This is a genomic window from Mesorhizobium sp. 131-2-1 (genome assembly GCF_016756535.1).
GTDB lineage: Bacteria > Pseudomonadota > Alphaproteobacteria > Rhizobiales > Rhizobiaceae > Mesorhizobium.
The window spans coordinates 4,950,354-4,962,616 of record NZ_AP023247.1 but is presented as its reverse complement, the minus strand read 5'-3'; the positions used below and the strand labels follow the sequence as shown (position 1 = coordinate 4,962,616).

The following is a 12,263-nucleotide window of genomic DNA, read 5'->3' as shown; positions in this document are numbered from 1 at the left end:
CGAAATCGCGTATAACGGCTCTATGAAGATTCTCGTCATAGAAGACGATCGCGAGGCCGCCGATTACCTGCAGAAGGCCTTTGCCGAAGCCGGGCATACCGCCCATGTCGCCGGCGACGGCGAGACCGGATTCGCGCTTGCCGACGCCGGCGATTATGACGTCATGGTCGTCGACCGCATGATGCCGCGCCGCGACGGCCTGTCGGTCATCGCCGGCCTGCGCTCCAGGGGCAACACGACGCCGGTGCTGATCCTGTCGGCGCTGGGCGAGGTCGACGACCGCGTCACCGGCCTGCGCGCCGGCGGCGACGATTACCTGACCAAGCCCTACGCATTCTCCGAATTGCTCGCCCGCGTCGAGGTGCTGAACCGCCGCGCCAGCGCGCGGGAAGCTGAAACCGTCTACCGCGTCGGCGACCTCGAGCTCGACCGGCTTTCGCATTCGGTCAAGCGCGCCGCGCGCGAGATCACGCTGCAGCCGCGCGAGTTCCGCCTGCTCGAATATCTGATGCGCCATGCCGGCCAGGTCGTGACCCGCACCATGCTGCTCGAGAATGTCTGGGACTATCATTTCGACCCGCAGACCAATGTCATCGACGTCCACGTCTCGCGGCTGCGCGGCAAGATCGAGAAAGGCTTCGACAAGCCGATCCTGCATACGGTCCGCGGTGCCGGCTACATGCTCAAAGGCGGATAAGGCCGATCATGGCTCTTTCCCTGCCGGCCATCATGAGGACGACGGCAGCGCGGCTCTCGGCGCTCTATTTCCTGCTTTTCGCGCTGTGCGCCGTGCTGCTCGTCTTCTACATGACCTCGCTGTCGGCGCGCATGCTGACCGCGCAGACGCAGGACACCATCAACGATGAAGTGGCCGGTCTGGATCGTGCCTATCGGCGCGGCGGCCTGCCAGTCCTGGTCCGCGTGGTCGAGGCACGTTCCCGCCAGCCCGGGGCCAACCTCTATCTCATCGCCGACGCCAACGGTCAGATCCTGACCGGCAACGTGCAGAGCCTGGAGCCGGGGGTCATCGAGACGGAGGGCTGGACGACCGAGCCTTTTTCCTATCAGCGCTTCGGCGAGGGCGAGCTCGACCGGCTTCGCAGCGGGGCATCGGACCAGGCCGCGCCCCCGTCCGGCGAGAACGAGATGCAGGTCGAGGGCGAGAAGGGCCACAACGCGATCGCGCTGGTGCTGAGGCTCCCCAACCAGATGATCATGCTGGTCGGACGCGATCTCGGCGAGCCCGAGCGCTTCCGCGCCGTCATCCGCCGCGCCCTGATGCTTGCGCTGGGCATGATGGGGCTTGGCGGCCTCCTGATCTGGTTCTTTGTCGGGCGGGCGGCGCTGAAGCGCATCGATAGCGTCTCGGAGGCCAGCCGCCGCATCATGGGCGGCGACCTGTCCGGCCGGCTCCCGGTAACCGGCGCCGGAGACGAATTCGACCGCTTGTCCGAGAATCTCAACACGATGCTGGCCAGGATCGCCAAGCTCAACGAGGGGCTGAAGCAGGTTTCCGACAACATCGCGCATGATCTGAAGACGCCGCTGACCAGGCTGCGCAACCGCGCCGAGGCGACGCTGGCTGGCCGCCAGAAGACCCCCGACTATCGCCAGGCGCTGGAAAGCACGATCGCCGAGTCCGATCAGCTGATAAAGACCTTCAACGCCATCCTGATGATCTCCAGGCTGGAGGCCGGCTATTCCTCGGAGACCACCAGTCGGGTCGATCTCGCGGCAGCCGTCCGCGATGTCGTCGAGCTCTACGAGCCGGTGGCCGAAGAGGCTGGCGTCATCCTCGAAACCTCGGCGACGCAGGCCTTTGCCGTTGACGGCAACCGCGAATTGATCGGCCAGGCGCTGTCCAACATCGTCGATAATGCGATCAAATATTCGGCCGACTCGAGCGGTCAGCCCACGGTGCGTGTGGCGCTGGAACGGGTCGGCCACGAAATCCGGCTCTCAGTCTCCGACAATGGCCAGGGCATCCCCGACGATGCCGACCGCGCCAGGGTGACCGAGCGCTTCGTACGCCTGGAGAAGAGCCGCTCGCAGCCTGGGTCGGGCCTGGGCCTCAGCCTCGCCAAGGCGATCATGACTTTCCACAAGGGCAGGCTTGATCTTCTGCCCGCCGATCCCGGATTGTCCGTTATCATGAGTTTTCCCACACGGGAGGACCACTGATGGCGATGAAGATGGCCAGCAAGGCAGCGGAAACCGAATTGCAGTTGCGGCCGAAGCTGGCGCTTCTCCCCCTGGACAAGGGGCGTGCCAGGCGGGAGTTGTCGGAGGTCGCCGCCGCGGCCGGGGAAGAAGATCTGTCGAGGCTGGTCGAATTCCTCTCCGGCAGGGGGCAGCAGCAGGACCTGCTCGCCGCCATCTTCGACCTGTCGCCGTTCCTGCGCGATACGGCGCGCCGGCGGCCGGCCATTCTTGACGCGCTGTTCGAACAGACCATCGAGGCCAGGCTGCGCGCCATAGGCGAGGCGATCGGCCTTGCCGGGCGCGCCGAAGCGGTCACCGAAACCGGTCTTATGATGGATCTCAGGCTGTTGAAGGCCGAGGCGCACTTCCTGATCGCGCTCGCCGATCTCGCCGGCGAGGCCGAGACATCGCTGACGGTGCGCCGCCTCAGCGACCTCGCCGACGCCTGCACCCGCGCCGCCGTCGACTTCCTGCTGCGCGACGCGCACGGGCAGGGCAAGCTCAGGCTGCCGGATCCCGAAGAGCCGGCGCGCCAGTCGGGCTGGATCCTGCTCGGCATGGGCAAGCTCGGCGCGCATGAGCTGAATTTCTCCTCCGACATCGACCTCGTCGTCTTTTTTGACCCGGCCGCGCCGGCGATCGTCGATCCGCTCGACGCGACGGAGCTGTTCGCGCGCCTCACCCGCCGGCTGGTGCGGATCCTGCAGGACCGCACAGAGCACGGCTATGTCTTCCGAACCGATCTGAGGCTGCGGCCCGATCCCGGCTCGACGCCGCTGGCGATTCCAGTCGACGCGGCGCTTCACTACTACGAGGGGCGTGGCCAGAACTGGGAACGCGCCGCCATGATCAAGGCGCGCCCCGTGGCCGGCGACCTTGCTGCGGGCGCCGCCTTCCTTAAAGAGTTGCAGCCCTATGTCTGGCGCAAATACATGGACTATGCGGCGATCGCCGACGTTCATTCGATCAAGCGCCAGATCCATGCCCACAAGGGCCATGGCGAGATCGCGGTCAAGGGCCACAACGTCAAGCTCGGCCGCGGCGGCATCCGCGAGATCGAGTTCTTCGTCCAGACGCAGCAGCTGATCGCCGGCGGCCGCTTCGCGGAACTGCGCGGCCGTGAGACGGTGCCGATGCTCGGCCAGCTTGCCGCGCGCGGCTGGATCACCGCCGACGCGCGTGATGCACTCGCCCGGCAATACTGGTTCCTGCGCCGCGTCGAGCACGCCATCCAGATGGTCGCGGACGAGCAGACGCATATCCTGCCCGACAGCGATGAGGGGCTGCTGCGCATCGCCTTGATGCTCGGCTTTGCCGAAGAGGCGGAGTTCGCCGAGGCCTTCCGGGCCTCGCTGCAGCAGGTCGAGCGTCATTACGCGGCGCTGTTCGAGACCGCGCCGGAGCTCTCGGCTGGCGTCGGCAATTTGGTCTTCACCGGCGACGTCGACGATCCCGACACGCTGCAGACCTTGCATCGCCTCGGCTTCCAGCGGCCGAGCGACATCTGCCGCGTCATCCGCGGCTGGCATTTCGGCCGCTACCGTGTCACCCAGTCGGCGGAAGCGCGCGAGCGGCTGACGGAGCTGACGCCGGCGCTGCTCAAGGCCTTCGGCCAGACGCGCCGCGCCGACGAGGCGGTGATGCGCTTCGACGAGTTCGTTGCCGGCCTGCCCGCCGGCATCCAGCTGTTTTCGCTGCTGCAGTCCAACCCGGCACTGCTGAAATTGATGGCGACGATCATGGGCGCCGCTCCCAGGCTCTCCGCCATCATCACGCGCCGGCCGCATGTCTTCGACGGCCTGCTCGATCCGGCGCTGCTGAGCGAACTGCCCAACCGCGCCTATCTGTCGGCACGGCTTGCCGCCTTCATCGAAGGCGACCGCGCCTATGAGGACGTGCTCGACCGCTTGCGCATCTTTGCTTCGGAGCAGAAATTCCTGATCGGTGTCCGGCTGCTTGCCGGCTCGATCGATCCGACCCGTGCCGGCCGCGCCTTTTCCGACCTCGCTGACCTCACCATCGATGCGGCTCTGCAAGCAGTCATTGCCGAGTTCGCACAGCGCCACGGCCGGATCGCAGGGGGGAGGGTGGCGTTGCTCGGCATGGGCAAACTCGGCAGCCGCGAGCTCACTGCGGGCTCCGACGTCGACCTCATCCTGCTCTACGACCACGACGCGGATGCGGAGGAATCCGACGGCGAGAAGCCGCTGGCGCCTTCGCACTACTATACCCGCATGACGCAGCGGCTGATCGCCGCCGTCTCCGCCCCCACGGCCGAAGGCGTGCTCTATGAGCTCGACCTGCGCCTCCGTCCTTCGGGGAACAAGGGCCCGGTCGCCACTCATGTCGACGCTTTCAAGAAGTACCAGCGCCAAGATGCGTGGACCTGGGAGCACATGGCGCTGGCGAGGGCCCGCACTATCGGCGGCGATGCGGCACTGTGCGCCGAGGTCGAGACGGAAGTGGCCGCGATCTTGGCCCTGCCGCGCGACGCCGCCAAGGTGATGGCCGAGGCATCCGAGATGCGCGCCATGATCGAGAAGGAAAAGCCGCCGCGCGATCTCTGGGACATCAAGCTGATCCCCGGCGGCCTGATCGACCTCGAGTTCATCGCTCAGGTTGCGGTGCTCACCGGCCATGTCGAGGCTGGCCGCAGGGCGACCGCGACCGCCGACATCCTGGCGAGGCTTTCGCCCGACTTGGCCGGCGCCGATGTCAGGCAGGCCCTGTGCGATGCCTATGCGCTCTATCTGGCGCTGACCCAGATGATCAGGCTTTGCCTCACCGGCGAGTTCCAGCGGCACGACGTTCCGCCGGGCCTTTCGGATTTGCTTCTGGCGGTGACTGACCTGCCGGATTTCGCCGTTCTCGAAGCATATCTCAAGGAGACGTCGCAAAAGGTCAGGCAGGATTTCGACCTTTTGCTGCGTGCGAAAAAGTCATGATGGGCGAATGAACGTCAAGGCGGAGCGTCGGAGCCGATGCGGAGAAATCCGATGCTCGAACAAGGAGATAGGGTGGCGACCTGAATCTGATTGAGAGGTTGCCGCTCTGGCATCGGGGGTGACGATGCAACAGGAGAAGACCATGAGAAAGTCAATCACACTTGCCCTTGCCTTCGCAGCACTTGCTGGAGCCGTCGGCACCACGGCCTATGCCGAAAACAATGCCAGCGCCAAAATGCGTGAAGGCATGATGATGCGCCTCAACAAGGCGATGAAGGATTCGGACGGCACCATCACCTTCGACCAGTTCTCCGACGCCATGAATGCACGGCTGAAGAAGTTGGTCGCCGACAATGGCGGCAAGCTGACCGTCGCCCAGCTCGCTGACGCACTGGAAAAGGCGCGCTTCGAGCGCATGGCCAGGCGCATCATCGCCCGCTACGACACCAGGGGCGACGGCACGTTGACCGCCGACGACATTACCAGCCGTCAGAAGAAGGTCTTCGCCCTGCTGGACAAGAACAATGACGGCAAGATCGAGCAAGGCGAACTGCCAAAGGGCGCCCGCGCCGGGCAGCTTCGCCAGTGGGGTGGTGGCGACGGTGACGATGGCGTGCAGTGAGGTTGGTGGACCTGAGTCCGGCGGCTAAGCCGCCGGACTCTCGAAAGGTCTCAATCAGGCCGCGGCCTTCGCCGTGGGCGTCACCTTCTTCAGGGGGATTCGCACCGACACGATCGTGCCGACGCCTTCGGTCGAGCGGATCTTCAGCGCGCCGCCCTGCAGCTCGGCCAGCGAGCGCGAGATGGCCAGACCGAGGCCCGAGCCGGCATGGTTCTTCGAGAACTGGTTTTGCACCTGCTCGAAGGGCCGGCCGAGCTTGCTCAGCGCCGCCTTGGGGATGCCGCAGCCATTGTCCTCGATGGTCAGCACCAGGGCTCCTGAAGCGCTGCGCGCCCGCACCGAGATGTGGCCGCCCTGGCCGGTGAACTTCACCGCGTTGGAGAGAAGGTTGATGGCGATCTGCTTGATCGCGCGGCGATCGGCGAAAAGCCGCATCGAATCGGCGATGCGGGTCTCCACAGTGATCGATTTCTCCGCCGCCTGCAGCGAGATGACGCGTACCGTCTCCTTGATCAGCGGGCAGAGGTCGATCTCCTCGCGGTCCATCGAGAACTGGCCGGCCTCGATCTTCGACATGTCGAGTATGTCGTTGATGACGCCGAGCAGGTATTTGCCGCTGCCGTTGATGTCGGTGGCATATTCTTCGTAGCGCGGCGAGCCGAGCGGTCCGAACAGGCCCTGTTCCATCAGCTCGGAGAAGCCGATGATGGCATTGAGCGGCGTGCGCAGCTCGTGCGACATGTTGGCCAGGAATTCGGACTTGGCCCGGTTGGCCGCTTCGGCGCGCTCGGTTTCCTTCATGTATTTGCGGTTGAGCTCGACCAGCTCCTTGGCGCGTTCTTCTTCCGCCCGGCGGGCCAGGCTGAGGTCGTGGATGGTCGCCATCAGCCGCCGCTCGCTGTCGACCAGCTTTTCCTGGTGCAGCTTGATCTGGGTAATGTCGGAGCCGACCGAGACGGTGCCGCCGTCCCTTGTCCTCAGCTCGTTGACCTGCAGCCAGCGACCGTCGGCAAGCTGGCGTTCGAAGGTCGAGCCGCCCTGTGGGCCATTGGCGTTGGCCAGCCTGCGCTCCGAGGCGAAGGCCAGCATGCGCTCCTCGAGCACGGCGCGCGCCGCGCCCGGCATCACGTCGCGGTCCGACAGGCCATTGTCCTTCTGGAACTTCGAATTGCACATGATCAGCCGCTCGGCGGCGTCCCAAAGCACGAAGGATTCGTTGATGTTCTCGATCGCGGTCCGCAAGCGCAGGTCCGCCGCCTCCGAGCGCAGCGCCAGGTGCCGCTGCTCGGTGACGTCGACGGCGATGCCGATCAGCTGGATTTCCGGCGCCTCCGGGTCGATCACCTGCGCTCTCGCGCGCATCCACACCCATTGCCCGTCGGCATGCCGCATGCGGAACACCTGGTCGATGTGGTCGATCTCGCGTTCGACAATGCGGTTGGCGAGCTCGAACAGGTCGCCGTCCTCCGGGTGGATGATCTCGTCGACCTCGCCGAAGGACAGCATCGTGTCGCAGGGCTCATAGCCCAGCATGTCGTACATCGAGCGCGACCAGTACATCTTGCCGCGCACCATGTCCCAGTCCCACAGGCCGCAGCGGCCGCGCACCAGCGCCATGTCGATGCGCTGATGCGCCTCGAGGTAGATGCGGTCGGCGGCCTGGGCGCGCGCCGCCTGGCCGAAATAGGCGTAGAGGATGATGATCAGCACCCCGGCCGTCAGCACGAACAGGGTGACGTTGAGCGAGACGGTCTTGCGCCAGCTGTCGAAGACGGCATCCTGCGGCACCAGCACGGCGGCGGCATTCTTGCGGTCGCCGGTCAGGCTCACCGCCCCATACCAGTCCTTTCCGTCGATGCTGATATCCATGACGCCGGCCCGCTCGCCGAACATGAACAGCGGCTGGCCGCCCTGGACCAGGCTGTCCAGCGAGCGCCCCTGCCAGCCGCTCGACAGCGGCGACACGGCGATGATCTTGAAACTGCCGTCGGTGATGGCAAGCACGTGGCTGCGGCCCATGGCTCCCTGGCGGCCGGTGCTCTCCATCAGGTCCGACGCGCTGACGGTGGCTGCGTTCGGGTCGGCGGTGATCGCGCTCGCCATCTGGGCCACCGCCAGCGAAAGGATAGCCTTGGCGTCGCGCTCGACCTCGTCGCGCTCGTTCATCAGCGACAGGACGCGCAGCGCCGCGATGACGATCAGGAAGATGATGATGAGGGCAGGGATCGAGCGGCGCAGCCACGGCTCGGCCGCCAGCAGCCGCCTGTAGGCGGGTTCGGCGATCAGCCGGGTGTTGCCGGCAAGCCCGTCGCCCCGCGCCTTGCGACGCTCAAAAGCCTTCCCTCCGGGCGCGCCCCACGCGTCCGCCTTGGCCATAAATGGCTACTCCCCGAATTCCGTATGCTTGATGATCCGGCTACGCCGCACGCCCCGAATCGTCAGTAAAGAATCAAAGGTGATTCGCCTTGTCCAGAGGCGCGGCCAAAAAAGATTAAAAGTTGATTGAAATTCGTCGAAACTGCGCGCTTTTCCTTCTCCCCTTGTGGGAGAAGGTGTCGCCGAAGGCGACGGATGAGGGGTGCTCCAGCTTGGCAATGGTAGCGATCCGTCACCCACCCCTCAACCGTCTCGGCGCTGCGCGCCGATCCACCTTCTCCCACAAGGGGCCTGTTGCGTAATTGGCTGGTTGTGATTCTCTGAGGGCGGAAGCCGTGGAGAGTCGCAATGGCGGTGAAGCAGACAGGTCAGTTGAGCTTGGCGGAGGCGTTTCTTGGCAGCAAGCTTCCAGGTGGCGCTTCGCCACTCGATCGGCTGTCTGGTCTGGTGAAGTGGTATCGCCTCGAGAAGCTGCTTGTCGCGCTGCGCGATGGCGGGCCGGGACGCGCGGCCTGGCCGCCGCTGGTGCTGTTCAAGGCGCTGCTGCTGCAATCGCTCTATGGGCTGTCGGATCGCGAACTGGAGGAAGCGCTGGGCGACCGGTTGTCGTTCCGCCGCTTTGTCGGGCTTGGTCTTGAGGAGAGCATCCCCGATCACACGGTGCTGTCACGCTTTCGCAATCTGCTTGTCGGCGAAGGGTTGATGGAGAAGCTGTTTGGCGAACTGGACCGACAGCTGGAGAAAGCCGGTGTGATCCTGAAGCGTGGCACGATGCTGGATGCCACGCTGATCGATGCCGTCTCGGCGCCGCCGACGCCGGAGCGGGTGTCGAAGGACGCAGACGCTCGCATAACCGCACGCAAGGGCAAGGGCGGCCTCACCTTCGGCTACAAGGCTCATGTCGGGGTGGATGAGGGATCGGGCCTGATCCGCACGGTGATCACTACACCGGCCAACGTCAACGACACAGTGCCGGCCGATCGCTTGATCTGCGGCGACGAGAAGACGGTGTGGGCGGATGCCGCCTATGACACCCATGCCCGCCGTGCCCGGCTCAAGGCTGAGGGCAAGAAGGTGCGCATTGCGCGCCGCCCCAACAAGCATCATGCGCTGCCGGCGCGGCTCAAGCATTACAATCGTCTGATCGCCAGACGGCGAGCGGCGGTGGAGACCACCTTCGCCACGCTCAAAAACCGCATGAGGCTGACCACGATCCGTTATGTCGGACTGGCCAAGGCTGCTGGTCAGGTGACGATGGCGGCGATCGCCTTCAACATGCGCCGATGGGCCGCCATCACGGGATAGGTGCGCCTAGCGACCGGCCAAAGGGCCGGACCACCACCCTTAAACCCCAAACCAGAAGCCCAATCCCAGAAGCAAAGCGAAAGCCAACGGCGAAATCGCTCCGCAAGCCTCTCCCCGATAACTACGCAACAGGCCCACAAGGGGAGAAGGTAAGGGCGCTCACGCCAGCGTCCGCTCGGCGATGTCCCTCAGGTCCGCCGACAGCTTCTCCGTGCCGGCGATGGTAAGCAGCGCCTCCCTGGCCTTGGCCTGGCGCCCTGGCTCCAGCGAGCGCCAGGAGCGCAGCGCCGTCGCCAGCCTTGCCGCCAGCTGAGGGTTGCGCTTCTCGACCTCGAGCACGGTCTCGGCGAAGAAGCGGTAGCCCTCGCCGTCGGCGCGGTGGAAGCCGGTCTGGTTGGCGCTGGAGAAGGTGCCGACCAGCGCGCGCACCCGGTTGGGATTGGCCATCGAGAAGGCAGGGTGACCGGTCAGCGCGCGCACCGCCTCGACGGTCCGCGGGCCGGGTACGCCGGCCTGGATCTGGAACCATTTGTCCATGACCAGCGCGTCGCCGCCGTATTTCGCCTCGAAGGCGGCCAGCGCCTCGGCTGCCTGGCGCGAGCCGGCATGCCGGTGCGCCAGCACGGAGAGCGCGGCCGCGCGGTCGGTCATGTTGCTGGCGGAGCGGAAGTGAGCGGCCACAAGCGCGACACCTTCCGGCAGCAGTGCCAGATAGTCGAGCAGGATGTTGCGCAGCGCGCGCCGTCCGGCGCTCGCCGCATCCGGGCTGAACGGCCCCTTGTCGGCAAGCCGCTGATAGAGGCTGGTGAAGTTTGGTCCATTCGCCCTGGCAATCGCCAGCGCCAGCGCCTCGCGCGCTGCGAAGATGGCGTCGGGGTCGATGCCCTTGCCGATGTCGCGGGCAATGTCCGCCTCGCCAGGCAGCGACAGCGCCAGAGCCCGGTAGGCCGGCTCCAGCGTCTCGTCGCCGGCGATCTTGCCGGCAAGCTCGGCGAGTCGCGCGGTGAAGGCCGGCTCGTTGCCGCCGAGCACCTGGCGGAAGGCCGCTATCAGCGCGTCGGTCAGCAGCGTGTTGAAGGCCTGCCAGCGCGCGAAGCTGTCGCTGTCATGGCCGGCAAGGAAGAACTGGTCGTCGGCCTTCTGTTCGACCGAGAGCGTGACCGGTGCCGAGAAGCCGCGGTTGAGCGACACCGCCGGGCGCTCGGCGACGCCGGTGAAACGCACCAGATGGCGGCGCTTGCGGATATGGATGACGCCGTCCTCGACCGTCGCCCCCTCGACGGCGTCATAGGCGACCGGCTTGCCTCCGGCGCCGACCAGGCCGAAGGCCAGCGGAATGTGCATCAGCCGCTTGCGGCTCTCCGACGGTGTCGGCGGCACGGACTGCTCGATCTCCAGCGTGAATTCCTTTGTCCCCGCATTGTGCGACGAGCTTATGGTCAGGTTCGGCGTTCCCGCCTGATGATACCAGAGGGCGAATTGCGACAGGTCGCGTCCCGACGCGTCCTCGAACACTTTGACGAAGTCCTCGATCGTCGCCGCCTCTCCGTCGTGGCGCTCGAAATAGAGGTCCATTCCGGCGCGGAACGCGTCGGCGCCGAGGATGGTGCGGATCATGCGCACCACTTCCGAACCCTTCTCGTAGACCGTCGCCGTGTAGAAATTGTTGATCTCGCGGTAGCGGCGCGGCCTGACCGGATGCGCCAGCGGGCCCTGGTCCTCGGGGAACTGGTGGGCGCGCAGCGTGCGCACCTCGGCGATGCGCTTGACCGCCCGCGAGCGCTGGTCGGCGGAGAATTCATGGTCGCGGTAAACGGTCAGCCCTTCCTTCAGGCAGAGCTGGAACCAGTCGCGGCAAGTGATTCTGTTGCCTGTCCAATTGTGGAAATACTCATGCGCGATGATCGCCTCGATATTGGCGAAATCGGAATCGGTCGCGGTCTCCTCGTCGGCCAGCACATATTTGTCGTTGAAGATGTTGAGGCCCTTGTTCTCCATCGCGCCCATGTTGAAGTCTGAGACGGCGACGATGTTGAAGACGTCGAGATCGTATTCGCGGCCGAAGGTGTCCTCGTCCCATTTCATCGAGCGCTTCAGCGCATCCATCGCATAGCCCGCCATCGGCTCCTTGCCAGGCTCGACATAGATGCCGAGCTCGACCTTGCGGCCGGACAGCGTGGTGAAGCTGTCGGCCACTTTGCCGAGATTGCCCGCCACCAGCGCGAACAGATAGGACGGCTTGGGGAAGGGATCGTGCCAGACCGCATAGTGCCAGCCATCGGCAAGCGCGCCGCTTTCCACGGGGTTGCCGTTGGAAAGCAGTAGCGGTGCCTCTTCGCGCCTCGCCTCGATGCGCACCGTATAGACCGAGAGGATATCCGGCCGGTCGAGGAAATAGGTGATGCGCCGGAAACCCTCGGCCTCGCACTGCGTGCAATAGACGTTGCTGGAGCGGTAGAGCCCCATCAGCGCCTCGTTGCGCGCCGGCACGATCTCGGTCTCCAGGACGAGCTCGAAGCGGGAAGTGGCCGGCGGCTTCAGGATGGCGAGTTCGTCGGGCGTTGCCGCGTAGTCCGCCGGCTGAAGCTCGCGGCCATCAATGGCGATGCCGATCAGCGTCAGCCCGTCACCGTCGAGCACCAGCGGCGCTGACGCGGCAACGCCAACGCGCCGCTCCACAATGAGCGTGGCGGTGACACGCGTTGCCCCTGGCGAAAGGCGGAAAACGAGGCTGGTCTCCGGGATGAGATAGTCGCTGGGGCGATAGTCTTCGAGCTTGAAGACCTGGCCGGTGTCGGTGCGCATTCCCAAGG

At 65.6% G+C, this 12,263-nt stretch carries 7 protein-coding genes; 5 read left to right on the top strand and 2 right to left on the bottom strand.

The genetic code is table 11. From position 1 onward, the window contains the following. Positions 1 to 22 precede the first annotated feature (22 nt). From JG743_RS24305 to JG743_RS24290, 4 genes are all read left to right on the top strand, one after another. Positions 23 to 697, top strand: a complete 675-nt coding sequence (locus JG743_RS24305) for a response regulator transcription factor (RefSeq protein WP_126055758.1) — start codon at positions 23 to 25, stop codon at positions 695 to 697. Between the two features lie 8 nt (positions 698 to 705). Continuing rightward, complete coding sequence (locus JG743_RS24300) at positions 706 to 2,181, top strand: sensor histidine kinase (protein ID WP_202293290.1); 1,476 nt, start codon at positions 706 to 708, stop codon at positions 2,179 to 2,181. A 5-nt stretch (positions 2,182 to 2,186) separates the two neighbouring features. Further along, the gene (locus JG743_RS24295; RefSeq protein WP_446720917.1) at positions 2,187 to 5,147 is read left to right on the top strand and encodes a bifunctional [glutamine synthetase] adenylyltransferase/[glutamine synthetase]-adenylyl-L-tyrosine phosphorylase; all 2,961 of its coding nucleotides are present in this window, start codon (positions 2,187 to 2,189) and stop codon (positions 5,145 to 5,147) included. 142 nt (positions 5,148 to 5,289) lie between these two features. Then, the gene (locus JG743_RS24290; protein ID WP_202293286.1) at positions 5,290 to 5,769 is read left to right on the top strand and encodes a hypothetical protein; all 480 of its coding nucleotides are present in this window, start codon (positions 5,290 to 5,292) and stop codon (positions 5,767 to 5,769) included. A gap of 54 nt (positions 5,770 to 5,823) precedes the next feature. On the opposite strand, the gene JG743_RS24285 is transcribed toward JG743_RS24290, so the two are convergent. Continuing rightward, positions 5,824 to 8,145 carry a PAS domain-containing sensor histidine kinase gene (locus tag JG743_RS24285; protein ID WP_202293284.1) on the bottom strand — a complete coding sequence of 774 codons (2,322 nt, stop codon included), beginning with the start codon at positions 8,143 to 8,145 and terminating at the stop codon, positions 5,824 to 5,826. A 348-nt stretch (positions 8,146 to 8,493) separates the two neighbouring features. Between JG743_RS24285 and JG743_RS24280 the strand changes: the two genes are divergently transcribed. After that, positions 8,494 to 9,450: an IS5 family transposase gene (locus tag JG743_RS24280; RefSeq protein WP_202293282.1), complete on the top strand. Its 957-nt coding sequence runs from the start codon at positions 8,494 to 8,496 to the stop codon at positions 9,448 to 9,450. Between the two features lie 159 nt (positions 9,451 to 9,609). Here the strand turns inward: JG743_RS24280 and pepN are convergent, their stop codons facing one another. Then, positions 9,610 to 12,255, bottom strand: coding sequence for an aminopeptidase N (gene pepN / locus JG743_RS24275; protein WP_202293280.1), 2,646 nt, complete (start codon positions 12,253 to 12,255; stop codon positions 9,610 to 9,612). Positions 12,256 to 12,263 lie beyond the last annotated feature (8 nt).

Coding starts and splice junctions, on each gene's coding strand:
- JG743_RS24300 (WP_202293290.1), top strand. CDS start 706: ATGGCTCTTTCCCTGCCGGCCATCATGAGGACGACGGCAGCGCGGCTC.
- JG743_RS24295 (WP_446720917.1), top strand. CDS start 2,187: ATGAAGATGGCCAGCAAGGCAGCGGAAACCGAATTGCAGTTGCGGCCG.
- pepN (WP_202293280.1), bottom strand. CDS start 12,255: ATGCGCACCGACACCGGCCAGGTCTTCAAGCTCGAAGACTATCGCCCC.
- JG743_RS24280 (WP_202293282.1), top strand. CDS start 8,494: ATGGCGGTGAAGCAGACAGGTCAGTTGAGCTTGGCGGAGGCGTTTCTT.
- JG743_RS24305 (WP_126055758.1), top strand. CDS start 23: ATGAAGATTCTCGTCATAGAAGACGATCGCGAGGCCGCCGATTACCTG.
- JG743_RS24290 (WP_202293286.1), top strand. CDS start 5,290: ATGAGAAAGTCAATCACACTTGCCCTTGCCTTCGCAGCACTTGCTGGA.
- JG743_RS24285 (WP_202293284.1), bottom strand. CDS start 8,145: ATGGCCAAGGCGGACGCGTGGGGCGCGCCCGGAGGGAAGGCTTTTGAG.